Source organism: Pseudomonas schmalbachii, assembly GCF_017589465.1.
Lineage (GTDB): Bacteria > Pseudomonadota > Gammaproteobacteria > Pseudomonadales > Pseudomonadaceae > Pseudomonas > Pseudomonas schmalbachii.
Genome location: NZ_JAELYA010000005.1, coordinates 393,642 through 409,822, shown reverse-complemented (window position 1 = coordinate 409,822; position 16,181 = coordinate 393,642). Strand labels below are relative to the sequence as shown.

The 16,181-nt window shown below is 64.8% G+C and carries 14 protein-coding genes; 4 read left to right on the top strand and 10 right to left on the bottom strand.

From position 1 onward, the window contains the following. A complete protein-coding gene (sulA, locus tag JFY56_RS15390) occupies positions 1–465 on the top strand; it encodes an SOS-induced cell division inhibitor SulA (protein WP_208314708.1) in 465 nt (154 codons plus the stop codon). 7 nt (positions 466–472) lie between these two features. Here the strand turns inward: sulA and JFY56_RS15385 are convergent, their stop codons facing one another. From JFY56_RS15385 to fadB, 6 genes are all read right to left on the bottom strand, one after another. Next, positions 473–709 (bottom strand): hypothetical protein, encoded by a 237-nt coding sequence (locus tag JFY56_RS15385; RefSeq protein ID WP_208314707.1) that lies wholly within the window; start codon positions 707–709, stop codon positions 473–475. A 104-nt stretch (positions 710–813) separates the two neighbouring features. Further along, the gene (locus JFY56_RS15380; RefSeq protein ID WP_208314706.1) at positions 814–1,335 is read right to left on the bottom strand and encodes a DUF6586 family protein; all 522 of its coding nucleotides are present in this window, start codon (positions 1,333–1,335) and stop codon (positions 814–816) included. Between the two features lie 67 nt (positions 1,336–1,402). Further along, positions 1,403–4,009 (bottom strand): type I DNA topoisomerase, encoded by a 2,607-nt coding sequence (gene topA / locus JFY56_RS15375; protein ID WP_208314705.1) that lies wholly within the window; start codon positions 4,007–4,009, stop codon positions 1,403–1,405. 80 nt (positions 4,010–4,089) lie between these two features. Beyond that, positions 4,090–4,353, bottom strand: a complete 264-nt coding sequence (locus JFY56_RS15370; RefSeq protein WP_208314704.1) for a DUF1653 domain-containing protein — start codon at positions 4,351–4,353, stop codon at positions 4,090–4,092. A 165-nt stretch (positions 4,354–4,518) separates the two neighbouring features. Then, positions 4,519–5,694: an acetyl-CoA C-acyltransferase FadA gene (gene fadA, locus JFY56_RS15365; RefSeq protein WP_208314703.1), complete on the bottom strand. Its 1,176-nt coding sequence runs from the start codon at positions 5,692–5,694 to the stop codon at positions 4,519–4,521. A 30-nt stretch (positions 5,695–5,724) separates the two neighbouring features. Continuing rightward, entirely contained in the window at positions 5,725–7,872 is a 2,148-nt protein-coding gene (gene fadB, locus JFY56_RS15360) for a fatty acid oxidation complex subunit alpha FadB (RefSeq protein WP_208314702.1), read from the bottom strand. 406 nt (positions 7,873–8,278) lie between these two features. Between fadB and JFY56_RS15355 the strand changes: the two genes are divergently transcribed. Further along, complete coding sequence (locus JFY56_RS15355) at positions 8,279–9,076, top strand: hypothetical protein (RefSeq protein ID WP_208314701.1); 798 nt, start codon at positions 8,279–8,281, stop codon at positions 9,074–9,076. Positions 9,077–9,099: 23 nt separating this feature from the next. Here the strand turns inward: JFY56_RS15355 and JFY56_RS15350 are convergent, their stop codons facing one another. Then, positions 9,100–9,537, bottom strand: a complete 438-nt coding sequence (locus JFY56_RS15350) for a hypothetical protein (protein ID WP_208314700.1) — start codon at positions 9,535–9,537, stop codon at positions 9,100–9,102. Between the two features lie 84 nt (positions 9,538–9,621). On the opposite strand from JFY56_RS15350, the gene JFY56_RS15345 reads away from it, so the two are divergent. Next, the gene (locus JFY56_RS15345) at positions 9,622–10,062 is read left to right on the top strand and encodes a universal stress protein (protein WP_208314699.1); all 441 of its coding nucleotides are present in this window, start codon (positions 9,622–9,624) and stop codon (positions 10,060–10,062) included. 48 nt (positions 10,063–10,110) lie between these two features. Here JFY56_RS15345 and JFY56_RS15340 read toward each other — a convergent pair whose 3' ends face one another. Beyond that, positions 10,111–12,024 (bottom strand): ATP-binding cassette domain-containing protein, encoded by a 1,914-nt coding sequence (locus JFY56_RS15340; RefSeq protein ID WP_208314698.1) that lies wholly within the window; start codon positions 12,022–12,024, stop codon positions 10,111–10,113. Positions 12,025–12,189: 165 nt separating this feature from the next. Between JFY56_RS15340 and JFY56_RS15335 the strand changes: the two genes are divergently transcribed. Further along, positions 12,190–14,118 (top strand): transglycosylase SLT domain-containing protein, encoded by a 1,929-nt coding sequence (locus JFY56_RS15335; protein ID WP_208314697.1) that lies wholly within the window; start codon positions 12,190–12,192, stop codon positions 14,116–14,118. Positions 14,119–14,351: 233 nt separating this feature from the next. On the opposite strand, the gene JFY56_RS15330 is transcribed toward JFY56_RS15335, so the two are convergent. Then, positions 14,352–15,161, bottom strand: a complete 810-nt coding sequence (locus tag JFY56_RS15330) for an MOSC domain-containing protein (RefSeq protein WP_208314696.1) — start codon at positions 15,159–15,161, stop codon at positions 14,352–14,354. 35 nt (positions 15,162–15,196) lie between these two features. Next, complete coding sequence (gene yegS, locus JFY56_RS15325; RefSeq protein WP_208314695.1) at positions 15,197–16,117, bottom strand: lipid kinase YegS; 921 nt, start codon at positions 16,115–16,117, stop codon at positions 15,197–15,199. Between the last annotated feature and the right edge of the window lie 64 nt (positions 16,118–16,181).

Genomic DNA, 16,181 nt, shown 5'->3' with positions numbered 1-16,181 from the left:
ATGCAGTACCCACAGCCGCTGTATCTGCCGCAACTCCCCCTGTTCCAGGAAGGTTTCTGGACAACCAGCGACGCCCTGCCGAGCGAATCGCCGGAGCCGGAGCGGGAACAGGCCTTCAGCGAACTATCGCTGCGCGGCCTGCCCGGGCCGTGCATGGCCCTGCTTGCCCCCATCCTGCGGGAGCTGAGCGACGGTACGGACCCGCGCTGGTTGACGCTGATTGCGCCGCCAACGGCGCTGACTCACGAATGGTTGCGCAAGGCGGGATTGAATCGCGAACGCATCCTGCTGCTGCAGGCCAGGGACCAGGAAAGTGCCCTGCGGCTGAGTTGCGAGGCCTTGCGTCTTGGACGCAGCCACACGGTAGTGAGCTGGCTGCAGAACGCTGGCAGTACGGCACGCCTGCAGCTGTCACGCGCGGCTGTAGCGGGCCAGGCGCAAAGCCTGAATATCCGCTTGGGGTAGGAAGGGATCAGTGCAGGACGCGGGGAGCGCCTTCCGGCTCGGCGTCGAAACCTTCGGCAAGGCGTCCGGCCATTTGCACACCGACGTTGAACATCGCCTTGGCGATCTCGATGTGCTGCCCATGCAGGAAGCCCTTGGCGTCGGCGGAGAACTCCAGCGTTACCAATGCCTCTTCGTCATCCGCACGGCGTAGCACGATACGCCCGTCAGGCAGTTCCACGATTTCCAGAAATGAGGTTGGCATGGCTTACGTTCTCCAAAGCAGAACGTCCATTGTAACAGCCCCTCCCCTGCGACCCTAGCACCTCGTTCCAGGTGGGATTGCCGAATCGGGGCCTCTACCAGCCATCAGAGCTCGGTCAGGCTAGACCGGAAGCGCAAAACCATTTCTTTCAGCGACTTGCGCCATTCTTCCATTTCGACATGGCCGAGCGGCTCGGGGCCTTCCTCGTCCAGGCTGACAGCCTGGATGAGCGGCTGGGTGGGGTCGGCCTTGGCTTTCTTCGGCTCGCTCGGAGGGACGAACAGCGCGCCGTAAGCCGCCAGCAACTGACCTAGCCAGGTTTCCGGCTGCTGGGCCAGCTCTACCAGTTCAGCCAGTTCCGGGCTGGGCGCGGCCGCCAGCACGTCCTGGTTGAGCAGCAGTTCGACACGCGGCGCTCCCGCCTGCGGCAGGCGATAGTAGCCGGCGATCTCATGGGCGATGCCCAGCACCGCGCCATACAGGTGGAACAGCGCCGCTTCACGCTCCGCCTGGACCAGTGCCTGGGCATTCATTGGGCGCGCCGCCTCGGCCTTGCGCCAGGACTCCAGGGCGAGGCCGGCGAAGTACAGCTTCTGGTTGGTACGGGTATAGAGTTCCTGCGCCATCACAACGCCCTCGTAGGATTTCTCTCGGCAGTATAAGCGCGCCCCGATGGCCGGGGCGCGCCATGCGTCAGCGCTTGTCTTCGACCTTCCACTTGCCGCCGTCGTAGAACGCACGCCAGCCAGTGGGCTTGCCGTCGACCTCGGATTGCACGTACTGCTCCTTGGTCTTGCGGCTGAAGCGGATCACCGCCGGGCGGCCATCCGGGTCCTTCTGCGGGGCGGAAAGCAGGAAGTGGTACTTCGGATCCAGCTCATCCTTGTGCGGCAGTAGTTCGCCAACCAGCGGAGCACGAGTTTCGCGGTTCTTCGGGAACTGGCTGGCGGCGAGGAACATGCCCGAGGCGCCGTCGCGCAGCACATAGATGTCGTCGACCTTCTCGCACTTCAGCTCGGGCATGCGGATGGCGTCCATCTTCGGCGGCGCCGGCTCGCCGTTCTTCAGCAGCTTGCGGGTGTTCTTGCAGGTCGGGTTGGTGCAACCGAAGAACTTGCCGAAACGGCCGGTCTTCAGCTGCATCTCGCTGCCGCACTTGTCGCACTCCAGGCTCGGACCTTCATAGCCCTTGATGCGGTACTGGCCTTCCTCGATCTCGTAGCCGGCGCAATCCGGGTTGTTGCCGCAGATGTGCAGCTTGCGCTTTTCGTCCAGCAGATAGGCATCCATCGCCGTGCTGCAGATCGGGCAGCGGTGCTTGTTGCGCAGCACGCGGGATTCCGACTCACCCTCGTCGTCTGCGGCGATCTCGTCGCCAGGGATCAGGTTGATGGTCGCCTTGCAACGCTCCTTCGGCGGCAGCGCATAGCCGGAGCAACCGAGGAACACGCCGGTGGACGCGGTACGGATCATCATCGGCCGGCCGCACTCGCGACACGGGATGTCGGTCAGGGTCGGCTGATTCGCGCGCATTCCGGCGTCGCTGCCTTCGGCCAGTTCCAGCTTCTTCTTGAAGTCGCCGTAGAACTCGTCGAGCAGGTGTTTCCAGTCGCGCTCGCCCTGGGCCACATCATCCAGATGCTCTTCCATGGCGGCGGTGAAGCCGTAGTTCATCAGGTTGGAGAAGCTCTCGTCGAGGCGCTCGGTGACGATGTCGCCCATCTTCTCGGCATAGAAGCGCCGGTTGTGGGTGGTGACGTAGCCGCGCTCCTGGATGGTCGAGATGATCGCCGCATAGGTGGACGGACGGCCGATACCGCGCTTTTCCAGTTCCTTGACCAGGCTGGCTTCGGAATAGCGTGCCGGCGGCTTGGTGAAGTGCTGGCTGGGGTCGAGCTTGATCAGCTTGAGTGCGTCGCCCTGGTTCATGACCGGCAGCACGTCGTCTTCACCCGGCTTGCTCTGCTGAGGCAGGACCCTGGTGTAGCCGTCGAACTTGAGGATGCGGCCCTTGGCGCGCAGCTCGAAATCGCCAGCAGCCACGCTGACGGTGGTGGACAGGTATTCCGCCGGCGGCATCTGGCAGGCGACGAACTGGCGCCAGATCAGGTCGTACAGGCGCTCGGCATCGCGTTCCATGCCCGACAGCTGGGTCGGCTTGAGATTGACGTCGGACGGGCGGATCGCCTCGTGCGCTTCCTGGGCGCCTTCCTTGCTCGAATAGAAATTCGGTTTGGCCGGCAGGTATTTCTTGCCGAACTCGCTGTCGATGAAACCGCGCACCATGTCGATGGCGTCGGCCGACAGGTTGGTCGAGTCGGTACGCATATAGGTGATGTAGCCGGCCTCGTAGAGACGCTGCGCCATCATCATGGTCTTCTTCACACCGAAGCCGAGACGATTGCTCGCCGCCTGCTGCAGGGTCGAAGTGATGAAGGGGGCCGAGGGCTTGCTGGAAGTCGGCTTGTCCTCGCGCTTGGCGACGCTGTAGGCGGACGCCTTGAGCTTCTCCAGGGCGGCCATGGCCTGGGCTTCGTTGAGCGGCTTGAACGCCTCGCCCTTCTCGCGGACGACTTCGAAGCGCGTTTTTTCGCCCTTCGGCGTGCCGAGATCGGCGTGCACTTCCCAGTACTCTTCCGGAACGAAGGCGCGGATTTCCTTCTCGCGCTCGACCACCAGCTTCACCGCCACCGACTGCACCCGGCCGGCGGACAGGCCGCGGGCGATCTTCTGCCAGAGCAGCGGGGAAACCATGTAGCCGACCACGCGGTCGAGGAAGCGTCGGGCCTGCTGCGCATTCACCCGGTTGATGTCGAGCTCGCCGGGCCTGGAGAAGGCTTCCTGGATCGCCTTCTTGGTGATTTCGTTGAACACCACGCGCTTGTAGCGCTCGTCATCGCCGCCGATGGCCTCACGCAGGTGCCAGGCGATCGCCTCCCCCTCGCGGTCCAAGTCGGTTGCGAGATAGATGGTGTCGGCATCCTTGGCCAGGCGACGCAGTTCGTCGATGACCTTTTCCTTGCCGGGCAGGATCTCGTACTTGGCTTTCCAGCCATGCTCCGGGTCGACGCCCATGCGGGTGAAGAGCTGGCGCTTGGCTTTCTCCTTGGGCGACAGCGCGGGCGCTTCCGCCGTGCTCTTGCGGCCCTTGGCTGCAGGCTCCTTGCTAGCCGACGAACCGCTGGTGGGCAGGTCGCGAATATGGCCGATGCTCGACTTCACCACGTACTGGCTGCCCAGGTACTTGTTGATGGTCTTGGCCTTGGCCGGTGATTCCACGATGACCAGCGATTTACCCATGGATCGGAAGATTCCTGCGTCGAATAGATGAAATTAAAAGGAGGAAGGCGCCGCTATATATAGTGGCGTTCGCACCGAGGTCAAGCTTGGTCTTCCCCGGAGACGACCCTGGTCAATCCCAGCGGGTCTTCTTCCGTGCTTACCAGAGCAAAGCGTGGAACCAGCTCACCGTCCACTTCCACAGCCTCGATGAACATGCGCAAGGGACGCGCCCAGAGGCCGAATTCGCCGTACAGCGCCTGGTAGATCACCAGGGTTTCCTCGGTTTCGGAGTGTTTCGCCACGCCGACGACCCGATAGTGCTGCCCCTTGTAGTGTCGATAGAGTCCCGTCTGCAACTCCATGTTCCGCCTCCGCTGCCAAAAAAGCGGCGATTCTGCCGGGTGTATACATGCCGGGCAATCCCGGCGCTCTGGATCATCCGATTCGCACAGGCTAAGCGGACAGTAAAGAAAAAGCCGGGGCACAAGGCCCCGGCTGGTCCGCATCGAGAGCTTAGACAGGGTTGTCTAGATGCGCTCGAAGACGGTAGTGATGCCCTGGCCGAGACCCACGCACATGGTGGATAGGCCCAGGGTACCGCCGTTCTGCTTCATCACGTTCAGCAGGGTGCCGGAGATGCGCGCACCGGAGCAGCCGAACGGGTGGCCGAGGGCGATGGCGCCGCCGTGCAGGTTGACCTTCTCGTTCATCTTGTCGAGCAGCTTGAGGTCCTTCAGCACCGGCAGGGCCTGGGCTGCGAAGGCTTCGTTGAGCTCGACGAAATCGATGTCGTCGATGGTCAGACCGGCGCGCTTGAGCGCCTTCTTGGTGGACGGCACCGGGCCGTAGCCCATGATCGCCGGATCGACACCCGCCACGGCCATGGCACGAACCACGGCCATCGGCTGGATGCCGAGGTCCTGGGCGCGCTGGGCGGACATCACGATCATGCAGGAAGCGCCGTCGGTGATCTGCGAGGAGGTACCCGCAGTCACGGTGCCGCCTTTCGGGTTGAACGCAGGTTTCAGCTCGGCCAGGCTTTCCAGGGTGGTCTCCGGACGGATGGTCTCGTCGAAGTCGAACACCTTGAGGAAGCCGTTCTCGTCATACCCTTCCATCGGGATGATCTCGTCCTTGAACTTGCCTTCCTGGGTAGCCTTCCACGCCATCTGGTGCGAACGGTAGCCGAACTGGTCCTGGGCTTCGCGGGTGATGCCGTGCATCTTGCCGAGCATCTCGGCGGTCAGGCCCATCATGCCCGAGGCCTTGGCCGCATACAGCGACAGGTGCGGGTTCGGATCGACGCCGTGCATCATGCCGACGTGACCCATGTGCTCCACGCCGCCGACGACGAAGACATCGCCGTTGCCGGTCTGGATCGCCTGCACGGCGGTGTGCAGGGCGCTCATGGACGAACCGCACAGGCGGCTGACGGTCTGGCCGGCGCTGGTGTGCGGGATCTGGGTCATCAGCGACGCCATGCGCGCGATGTTCCAGCCCTGCTCCAGGGTCTGGTTCACGCAGCCCCAGATCACGTCCTCGACTTCCGCCGGGTCGACCTTGGAGCTGCGCTCCAGCACTTTGCTGATCAGGTGCGCGGACATGGTCTCGGCGCGGGTGTTGCGGTGCATGCCGCCCTTGGAACGGCCCATCGGGGTGCGGCCGAAGTCGACAATGACTGCGTCTCTCGGATTCAGGCTCATAAATTCACTCTCGCTCTATTCGTTCCGCACTCAACCGAAGAATTTCTGGCCGTTCGCAGCCATTTCGCGCAGTTTCGCGGTCGGCTGGTACAGCGGGCCCAGGTCGGCGTACTTGTCGGCCAGTGCCACGAACTCGGCCACGCCGATGGCGTCGATGTAGCGCAGCGCGCCGCCACGGAAGGGTGGGAAGCCGATGCCGTAGATCAGGCCCATGTCGGCCTCGGCAGCGCTCTCGACGATGCCGTCTTCCAGGCAGCGTACGGTTTCCAGGCACAGCGGGATCATCATGAAGTTGACGATGTCCTCGTCGGTCACTTCACGCTGCTCCACCACGATCGGCTTGAGGATCTCGTAGGCCTGCGGGTCGACGACCTTCTTCGGCTTGCCACGCTTGTCGGTTTCGTAGGCGTAGAAGCCCTTGCCGTTCTTCTGCCCCAGGCGGTTGGCCTCGTACATGACGTCGACGGCAGTCTTGCCTTCGACGGCCATGCGATCCGGGAAGCCCTCGGCCATCACGTCACGGCCGTGGTGGCCGGTGTCGATGCCGACCACGTCGGACAGGTAGGCCGGGCCCATGGGCCAGCCGAACTTCTCCATGATCTTGTCGATGCGCACGAAGTCCACGCCGAAGCCCAGCAGCTTGGCGAAGCCGCCGAAGTACGGGAACAGCACGCGGTTGACCAGGAAGCCGGGGCAGTCGTTTACCACGATCGGGCTCTTGCCCATCTTCTTGGCGTAGGCGACGGTGGTGGCGACCGCCACTTCGCTGGACTTCTCGCCACGGATCACTTCGACCAGCGGCATCATGTGCACCGGGTTGAAGAAGTGCATGCCGACGAAGTTTTCCGGGCGCTTCAGCGCCTTGGCCAGCAGGCTGATGGAGATGGTCGAGGTGTTGGAAGCGAGGATCGCGTCCTCTTTCACCTGGCCTTCCACTTCAGCAAGCACGGCCTGTTTCACTTTCGGGTTCTCGACCACGGCTTCGACCACGATGTCGACGTTGCCGAAATCGCCGTAGGACAGGGTCGGACGGATGGCATTCAGCGCCTCGGCCATCTTCGCCGGAGTCAGACGGCCCTTCTCGACGCGATTGCCGAGCAGCTTGGAGGCCTCGTTCAGGCCGAGCTGGATGGCTTCCTCGCGGATGTCCTTCATCAGGATCGGCGTGCCCTTGACGGCGGACTGGTAGGCGATGCCGCCACCCATGATGCCGGCGCCGAGCACGGCCGCGAGTTTCACGTCCCTGGCGGCTTCGTCGTAGGACTTGGACTTGTGCTTGAGCGCCTGGTCATTCAGGAACAGGCCGATCAGGCTCGCCGCGACCGAAGTCTTGGCCAGCTTGACGAAGCCCTGCGCCTCGACTTCCAGCGCCTTGTCGCGGGTGAAGTTGGCGGCTTTCTGGATGGACTTGATCGCTTCCACCGGGGCCGGGTAGTTCGGACCGGCCTGGCCGGCAACGAAGCCCTTGGCGGTTTCGAAGGCCAGCATCTGCTCGATGGCGTTCAGCTTCAGCTTTTCCAGCTTCGGCTGACGGCGGGCGTTGTGATCCAGCTCGCCGGCGATGGCGCGCTGGAGCAGGTCGAGAGCGGCTGCGCGGATTTTCTCCGGAGCGACCACGGCGTCAACGGCGCCCACTTTCAGGGCTTCCTCAGCCTTGTTTTCCTTGCCGGAGGCGATCCACTCGATGGCGTTGTCGCAGCCGATCAGGCGCGGCAGGCGCACGGTGCCGCCGAAGCCCGGGTAGATGCCCAGCTTGACTTCCGGCAGGCCGACCACAGCGGCCGCGCTCATTACGCGGAAATCGGCGGACAGGGCCATTTCCAGGCCGCCACCGAGAGCGATGCCGTTGATCGCAGCGACAGTGGGAACGGCGAGGTCTTCGAAATCGCTGAAGATCCTGTTGGCTTCGAGACTGAGAGCCAGCAGCTCTTCGTCCGGCAGCTTGAAGTTTTCGAGGAATTCGGTGATGTCGGCGCCGACGATGAACACGTCCTTGGCGCTGGTCACAACCACGCCCTTCACGGACGCATCGGACTTGATGGTATCCACTGCTTCACGCAGTTCGTTCAGGGTGAGCCGGTTGAACTTGTTGACGGACTCGCCCTTGAGGTCGAAATTCAGCTCGACTACGCCGCTCTCAAGAGCCTTAACCGTGATGGCTTTACCTTGGTAAATCATCAACTGATCTCCACGCTGGGGAAGCTTGAACGTACACATCGGACGCCGTGCATCGGGCCTGCTGGCAAACGCCGAGCATAGTCCCAAAGCCTCTGGCATACCCTCCGACGCGATAGCCGGGTCGTATTCCGAGCATTCCGATAGGACAAACGCTCGATTCATACGCCCGTTTGATTCGGGTGCGCACACCTTCACGGAAAAGCCGCACCTTGTCAATCGTTGTGGCGCTCAGGAAGGCCTCTGGACAGCCATATTCAGCGGACTGGCCAGTCATTATTCAGTCCGCTAATGTCACGCCAGAGGCCGGCGAACAGGCTGCCCCGACGGCTGGCATGAGCCCCTTCGGCCGGCTAGAGTCCCTGCCAGGAACGACAAGAGGCCCCCCGAGAGCCCACGGAGATGGATCATGACCAGCCGCTCGCTTGCTCGCCTGTTGACCTCGCTGATCCTCGCCGTCCTTTCGACGCTGGCCGCCGCCGATACCGCCAGCGATCTGCTGAACCTGCATCGCATGCGCCTGGCCGCGCAGGGCAGCCTGGGCAACTTCTATATGCTCAATGCGATGGAGGGCGACCAGCGCTATGTCGGCCGGATCGAGACATCCCGGCAGAGTGCCGCCGACAGCCTGGCGCGCATCGGGGAAATGCCCGGCGAGCAGTCGTCACGATTGAAGGCGCAGCTCGACAGCCAATGGCAAGGCTATGCCCAGGAGCTGGAAAACCTCAGCGGGAAGCTCAGCAAGAGCGGCTTCATCAACCTCGAACCGGCCGCCGCTCTGGCCGCACACAATCGTGAACTGCTGGAAACCGCCGCACAGCTGTACGAAAGGATTCAGCAGGAAAGCGGCACCCGGGTCCCGCCGCTGACCCAGCAGAGCCGCGAACAGAGCCTGCTGATGCAGACCATCGCCGCCGACTATGTGCAGCGCAACGCGACGGTGGGCGCCATCCCGTCCGGCGGCGAGGAGCGCGCGCTGGAGGACCTGGCCAACCGTTTCGCGATCAACCTGGTCCGCCTGCAGCAGGCCGGGCAGACCACCCCGACGATCGGCGAAGCGCTGCGCAGCGTCGACATCACCTGGCGCTATCTGGAGAAAACCCTGCGCGACAAGGGCAGCCTGCCCCTGCTGGTGTACAAGTATTCCGACCGGATCATCGAGAATCTCGAAACCGCCTCCGCCCTCTACGCCGCCAGCCAGAGCTGAGCGCCATCGACAGCAGGAAGCCCTCAGGCATGCCGACGCAGGAACTCCGCGATCCGTTGCAGATCGCCATTGTCGCCCCGCTCGCCCCAGTACAGCGCAATGTACTGGGGAGTCGCCTCGACCATGTACACATCCTTCGGCAGGGTCGCCAGCTCGGCCGCCAATTCCTCGCCCACACTCGCCTCGCGCCAGCGATCCAGCCATTGCCCGGGCGCAGTCTGCCAATAACGCCAGGTATCCGCCCTGCCCTTGCTGCGCCCGCGGTGATACTGCGCGCAGGAGGTCGGCGGCTCGCGCTCCATCCAGTGCGGCCACTCCTGGCGCGAGAGCTGCATGGCCAGACCCAGGCGGCGCGCTTCCAGGCGCAATGCCATCTGCCCGCGCTGGCCGCGGGACGGCATCAACCAGGCCAGCGGACTGAGCATCAGGCCGATGAGCAGGATCAATAACCATGTGTTCATGACAACAGTTCTCCGGCCCGGCAGGCCATCTGCGGCCAGCAAGGCCATACTTGTATTCAATCAGTCCCCTGGAGGAGACGTCTCATGCTCTACCAACACATTCTGGTCGCCGTCGACCTCACCGAGGAATGCGACCCGGTGATGAAACGCGCCGTCGCGCTGGCCGCCAGTGCGGAAGCCAAACTGTCGGCAGTGCATGTCGTCGAGCCCATGGCCATGGCCTTCGGTGGCGATGTGCCGATGGACCTGTCGATGCTCCAGCAGCAGCAGTTCGACCAGGCCAAGGAGCGTCTGCACCAGTTCACCGTCAGCTACCCGCAGATCACCACTGCGCAATGCCACCTGGTCTACGGCCAGCCGCGCCAGGAAATCCACCGCCTGGCCCACGACCAGGGTTGCGACCTGATCATCGTCGGCAGTCACGGTCGCCATGGTCTTGCCCTGCTGCTGGGCTCGACCGCCAACGACGTCCTGCATGGCGCGCCTTGCGACGTGCTGGCCGTACGCCTGCAGAAACACGAGTGACGACCGCGCGGCAGGCCGAACCCCGGCCTGCCGCGGGTTGGCCGGTCACTATTCTTCGAGCTCGGCCCAGCGCTCGATCAGGCGGTCGAGTTCCTGCTGCAGCGACGTCAGCCGCTCCAGGGCGATGCGGGTTTCTTCCTGCGGACGCTGGTAGAAGGTCGGCGATGCGGTTTCCGCCTGCAGCGCCGCCAGTTCTGCTTCCAGGGCGTCGATCTGCCCCGGAATGGCGTCGAGTTCGCGCTGCAGCTTGTAGCTGAGCTTCTTCTTCGCCGCCGACGCTTCCGGCGCGGCGCTGGCCGGCTGGGCGACCGGCTCGACCGGTTCGGCCTTCTCCGTCGGCTCCTTCAGCTCGCCCACGCCCAGCAGGCGCGGCGAACCGCCTTGGCGCAGCCAGTCCTGGTAGCCACCGACGAACTCGCGCACGCGGCCCTCGCCCTCGAACACCAGGGTGCTGGTCACCACGTTGTCGAGGAAGGCCCGGTCGTGGCTGACCATCAGCACGGTGCCCTGGAAGCCGAGCAGCACTTCCTCCAGCAGTTCCAGGGTTTCCACATCGAGGTCGTTGGTCGGTTCGTCGAGTATCAGCAGGTTGGCCGGCTTGCTGAACAGCTTGGCCAGCAGCAGACGCGCCCGCTCGCCGCCGGACAGCGCCTTCACCGGCGTGCGCGCACGCTGCGGGGTGAACAGGAAGTCGCCGAGATAGCTGAGGATGTGGCGGTTCTGGCCGTCGATGGTGATGAACTCGCGGCCCTCGGAAATGTTGTCGATGACGGTCTTTTCCGGCTCCAGCTGCAGGCGCAACTGGTCGAAATAGGCCACTTCCAGCTTGGTGCCGGCCTTGATCGTGCCGGAGGTCGGCTGCAGATCGCCGAGCAGCAGTTTGAGCAGCGTGGTCTTGCCGGTGCCGTTGGCGCCGAGCAGACCGATACGGTCGCCGCGCTGCAGGACCAGGGAGAAATCGCGGATCAACGGTTCGCCGCCCGGATGAGCGAAGCCGACCTTCTCGGCGACGATCACCTGCTTGCCGGACTTCTCCGCCCCTTCCAGCTGGAAGCTCGCCTTGCCCTGCCGCTCGCGGCGCTCGGCGCGTTCGAAGCGCATCGCCTTCAGCGCACGCACGCGGCCTTCGTTACGGGTACGGCGGGCCTTGATGCCCTGGCGAATCCACACTTCCTCCTGCGCCAGGCGCTTGTCGAACAGCGCGTTGGCCGCCTCTTCCGCCGCCAGTTGCTGCTCCTTGTGCACCAGGAAACTGGCGTAGTCGCCGTTCCAGTCGATCAGGTGACCACGATCCAGTTCGAGGATGCGCGTGGCCACGGCCTGCAGGAAGGCGCGGTCGTGGGTGATGAACAGCACCGCGCCGGGGAAGGACGACAGCGCTTCCTCCAGCCAGGCGATGGCGCCGATATCCAGGTGGTTGGTCGGTTCGTCGAGCAGCAGCAGGTCCGGCTCGGCCACCAGCGCCTGGGCCAGCAGCACGCGGCGGCGCCAGCCACCGGAAAGTTCGGCGAGGGTCTTGTCCGCCGGCAATTGCAGGCGGCTCAGGGTGCTTTCCACCAGTTGCTGCAGGCGCCAGCCGTCGCGCGCTTCCAGTTCCTGCTGGACGCGGGAGAGCTGCGTCAGGTCGTCCTCGCCTTCGATATGCAGGCTCAGGTGGTGGTAGCGGGCCAGCAGTTCGCCGACCTCGGCGAGGCCTTCGGCAACCACGTCATAGACAGTACGGTCGTCGGCGCGCGGCAGCTCTTGCGGCAATTCGCCGATCTTCAGCGACGGCGCCCGCCAGATGTCGCCGTCGTCGGCCATCTGCTCGCCCTTGACCAGCTTGAGCATGCTCGACTTGCCGGTACCGTTGCGGCCGATGATGCAGACCCGCTCTCCCCTGGCGATCTGCCAGGACACCTTGTCCAGCAGCGGCGTGGTGCCAAAGGCAAGGGACACATCGGTGAACTTCAGCAGGGTCATGGGCGATCTCCGGAAACAGGGCGCGCAGTTTAAGGGAAACTCGCTAAAAGTCAGAGCGCCGCTCCGGCCCTCGGAAGCTTCCTCCGCTCTCGCGCAACAGGCTAAGCTTATCGAAGTCGACGCTGGCGTTCCGGCGTCCCCGAAGTTCATCAGTCCGGAAGTACCATGCGCGGTCGTCTGCTCTCCCTGCTTTCCTGTGTGATATTCAGCCTGGCGGCCGTCGAACCGGCCCACGCCGCCTCCCTTACCCAGCAGCGCCTGATGTACGACGAGGCGAAGAAAGCCCTCGGCCGCGGCGACAGCGGTCCGTACATGCGCTACCGGTCGGCACTCGCCGATTATCCGCTGGAGCCCTACCTGGCGTACGACGAACTGACCAGCCGCCTGAAGTACGCCAGCGACCAGGAGATCGAACGCTTCCTCACCGAACACGGCGACCTGCCGCAGATCAACTGGATGAAGCTACGCTGGCTGCGCTGGACGGCGGAACGCGGCGACTGGAAAACCTTCGTCAACCACTACGACCCGAAGATGAATTTCACCGAACTGGACTGCCTGTACGGCCAGTACCAGCTCACCCACGGACAGAAGACCGAAGGCCACGCCACCGCCGAGCGCCTGTGGCTGGTCGGCAAGTCGCAGCCGGACGCCTGCGACACGCTGTTCAGCTACTGGCAGGCGGACGGCCAGTTGACCGAGGAGCGCATCTGGAAGCGCCTCAAGCTCGCCGCCCAGGAACGCAACTACGGGCTGGCCACCACCCTGTCACGGCGCCTGCCGACCCTCGGCAGCCAGGGCGAGCTGATGGTCAAGGTCGCACAGAACCCCGCACAGCTCAGCCAGATCTCGCGCTTCACCCAGCGCGACCACGCCACCGCCGACGTGGTCGGCCTCGGCCTGCGCCGGCTGGCCCGGCAGGACCCGGAGAAGGCGCTGGAACTGCTCGACTACTACGGCGGACGGCTGCCGTTCTCCAGTGATGAGAAAGTCGCCATCGCCCGGGAAATCGGCCTGAGCCTGGCGAAGAAATTCGACCCGCGCGCCCTGCCGCTGATGACCAAGTACGACCCGCAGCTGCGTGACAACACCGTCACCGAATGGCGCCTGCGCCTGCTGCTGCGCCTCGGCCGCTGGGAAGAGGCCTACCAGCTCACCCGCCAGTTGCCCAAGGACCTCGCCGAGACCAACCGCTGGCGCTACTGGCAGGCCCGCGCCCTGCAACTGGCGGAGCCGCAGAACAAGACCGCTGCCAGCCTGTACCAGCCGGTTTCCCTTGAACGCGATTTCTACGGCTTCCTCGCCGCCGACCGGCTGAACACGCCCTACCAGTTGAACAACCGCCCCGTCGCGCCCGACCCGCGGGTAGCGCAGCGCGTGCGCAACGCCGCCAGCACCCGCCGCGCGCTGGAGTTCTATGCCCGTGGCGAAGTGATCAACGCCCGCCGCGAGTGGTACCACGCCGCCCGTGTGTTCAGTCAGGACGAACTGCTGGCGCAGGCCAAGCTGGCCTACGACATGAACTGGTACTTCCCGGCGATCCGCTCGATCAGCCAGGCGAAGTACTGGGACGACCTCGATATCCGCTTCCCGATGGCCCATCGCTCCAGCCTGGTGCGCGAGGCAGGCGTACGCGGCCTGCATTCGAGCTGGGTGTTCGCCATCACCCGCCAGGAAAGCGCGTTCATGACCGATGCGCGCTCCGGCGTCGGCGCCACCGGCCTGATGCAGCTGATGCCTGCCACCGCCAAGGAAACCTCGCGCAAGTTCGGCATCCCGCTGGCCTCGACGCAGCAACTGGTAGCGCCGGACCTCAACATCCAGCTCGGCACGGCCTACCTCAGCCAGATCCACGCCCAGTTCAACGGCAACCGCGTGCTCGCCACCGCCGCCTACAACGCCGGCCCCGGCCGCGTGCGGCAATGGCTGCGCAACACCAAGCACCTGGCGTTCGACGTCTGGGTCGAAACCATCCCGTTCGACGAAACCCGCCAGTACGTGCAGAACGTGCTGTCCTACGCGGTAATCTACGGACAGAAACTCAACGCCCCGCAGCCGCTGGTGGACTGGCACGAGCGGTTCTTCGATGAGCTGTGAGCTGATGGGCTACCTGTAGGAACAACTGTCTTGCCACCGAAGGTGCTTTTTGTAGGGTGGACAACGCGAAGCTTGTCCACCACCCCGTCACACTGCGCCTGATGGTGGAAAGGCGGGGCGGCCATCCGTTTCGCCGTTTTCCACCCTACGTTCTGCATGAGCGAACCGTAGGAGCGGGCCATGCCCGCGATTCGCGCCCATGGGGCGCTCCTACATACCCGGTCAATCCCCGGTTATTCCAGAATTTCCACCGGCATCCCTACACGCAACTCGCCCACACCTTCGGCAATCAGGTTCTGCCCGAAGAGCATCTCGCCGTCCTTCTCGCGGTAGCTCTTCAGGGTGGCCAGCGGTTCGCGGTCGGCGGAGCGTTCGCCGGTGTACGGGTCGATGGTGGTGAGGATGCAGCGCGAGCAGGGCTTGGCCACGCGGAATTCCAGCGTACCGATGCGGATGCGTTTCCAGCCGTCCTCGGCGAAGGGCTCGCTGCCGCTGACCACCAGGTTCGGGCGGAAGCGCAGCATTTCCAGCGGCCGGCCGACACGCGCGGAGAGGCCGTCGAGCGAGGCCTGGCCGATCAGCAGCAGCGGGAAGCCATCGGCGAAATGCACCCGCTCGCCCGGTTCGGCATAGGCGGTATCTACCTGGCGCGCGCGCTGTTCGGGAATCTGCACCAGCCGGCAGGGCCGGCCAAGGAACTCGCTGACCCATTTCGCCGCCGCATCGCCGGCATCCGGCACCTGCAGGCTGTCGCGCCAGATGGTCACGCCGCGCAGCTGCTCGTCCATGCCCGGCACAGGCACCAGCAGGTCCGGCATGCCCGGCGCGCGCAGGCTCAGCGCCCGCCCACCATCCTGCCAGCGGGCCTCGATGCGCCCCAGTTGCGGCAGCAGGCGTTGGGTGAGGAAGCGACCATTGCTCTCCTCCACCACCATCCAGCGGCGGTCGCCCTCCAGGCCCAGGGCATCCAGGCGGATGTCCTGCAAGGGTTCGAACTTGCCGGACTTGAGTGGATAGCGGTAGAGCGCACTGAGACTGATCATTGCGGCGGCGTCCTTTCTTGCGGGCCAAAGCGACCTTATACGGCGCGCTCCACCACGTCGCAACCCGGCCCCAGCAGCGGCGAATCCTCCAGCAGGTGCAGACGCAGCGCCGCCGGCCGCACCGCGAAGCGCATCCGGCGCAGTTCGAACGGCTCGCCGTCGAGGTTCACGTCCAGGCCTTCGTGGGCGTCCAGTTCGATCCAGGGCAGGCGGGCGCGAACGAACAGTTCGTCGCTGCCCAGGCTGGTGCCAAGCAGCGTTCCCAGCGCGCCGAGCATGTCCGTCGGCGTCGGCAGGATGCTCACGTCGAGCAGGCCGTCATCCGCCAGCGCCTGCGGACAGAGCACATGTCCGCCGCCGGCCTGGCGCCCGTTGCCAATGCCGAGGGCGAGGAATTCGCCTTCCCATTCGAAACCCGGTCCACGGAAGTGGCCGCTAGCGGCATGCACCTCGGTAAAACGGGTCAGGCCGGTGAGCAGATAGGCCACGCCGCCGAGGGCCTTTTTCAGTTCCTCCGGCGTGTTCGCTGTGACCCGCGAGCCGAAGCCTCCGGTGGCCATATTGAGGAACAGATGACCGTCCATCTCGCCGAGGTCGATCGGCCGCGCCGGGCGGTCGAGCAGCGCCAGTGCCGCGTCGGGCTCCAGCGGCACGCCGGCGGAACGGGCGAAGTCGTTGGCAGTACCGAGCGGCAGCACGGCCAGGCTGGCGGAAGAGCCGGATTGCGCCATGGCTTCGGCTACCTCGCGGGCGGTGCCGTCGCCGCCGCCGGCGATCAGCGTCGGGTAACCGGCGGCAAGCGCCTCGCCGACCAGCCGCGCAGCATCGCCGCCTTCCCAGGTCACCCGTACCGCCAGCTCCCAGCCCTGCTCGCGCTTCGCCTGCACGGCTGCACGCACCAGGTCGTTGGCCGCCTGCTTGCCATGCAGAATCAGCATCGCCTTGCGTTCCGCCATTGTCCGCCCTCTTCTTTGCGGAGTCCGTTCTGATTGGACCGTCTCCGGCGCAGGAAAGCTTCCA

Excerpts from the sequence above, each read along its gene's own strand:
- JFY56_RS15335 (WP_208314697.1), top strand. The coding sequence starts at position 12,190 with ATGCGCGGTCGTCTGCTCTCCCTGCTTTCCTGTGTGATATTCAGCCTG.
- JFY56_RS15340 (WP_208314698.1), bottom strand. The coding sequence starts at position 12,024 with ATGACCCTGCTGAAGTTCACCGATGTGTCCCTTGCCTTTGGCACCACG.
- fadB (WP_208314702.1), bottom strand. The coding sequence starts at position 7,872 with ATGATTTACCAAGGTAAAGCCATCACGGTTAAGGCTCTTGAGAGCGGC.
- JFY56_RS15350 (WP_208314700.1), bottom strand. The coding sequence starts at position 9,537 with ATGAACACATGGTTATTGATCCTGCTCATCGGCCTGATGCTCAGTCCG.
- JFY56_RS15370 (WP_208314704.1), bottom strand. The coding sequence starts at position 4,353 with ATGGAGTTGCAGACGGGACTCTATCGACACTACAAGGGGCAGCACTAT.
- JFY56_RS15355 (WP_208314701.1), top strand. The coding sequence starts at position 8,279 with ATGACCAGCCGCTCGCTTGCTCGCCTGTTGACCTCGCTGATCCTCGCC.
- yegS (WP_208314695.1), bottom strand. The coding sequence starts at position 16,117 with ATGGCGGAACGCAAGGCGATGCTGATTCTGCATGGCAAGCAGGCGGCC.
- JFY56_RS15330 (WP_208314696.1), bottom strand. The coding sequence starts at position 15,161 with ATGATCAGTCTCAGTGCGCTCTACCGCTATCCACTCAAGTCCGGCAAG.
- JFY56_RS15380 (WP_208314706.1), bottom strand. The coding sequence starts at position 1,335 with ATGGCGCAGGAACTCTATACCCGTACCAACCAGAAGCTGTACTTCGCC.
- JFY56_RS15345 (WP_208314699.1), top strand. The coding sequence starts at position 9,622 with ATGCTCTACCAACACATTCTGGTCGCCGTCGACCTCACCGAGGAATGC.
- topA (WP_208314705.1), bottom strand. The coding sequence starts at position 4,009 with ATGGGTAAATCGCTGGTCATCGTGGAATCACCGGCCAAGGCCAAGACC.
- fadA (WP_208314703.1), bottom strand. The coding sequence starts at position 5,694 with ATGAGCCTGAATCCGAGAGACGCAGTCATTGTCGACTTCGGCCGCACC.
- JFY56_RS15385 (WP_208314707.1), bottom strand. The coding sequence starts at position 709 with ATGCCAACCTCATTTCTGGAAATCGTGGAACTGCCTGACGGGCGTATC.
- sulA (WP_208314708.1), top strand. The coding sequence starts at position 1 with ATGCAGTACCCACAGCCGCTGTATCTGCCGCAACTCCCCCTGTTCCAG.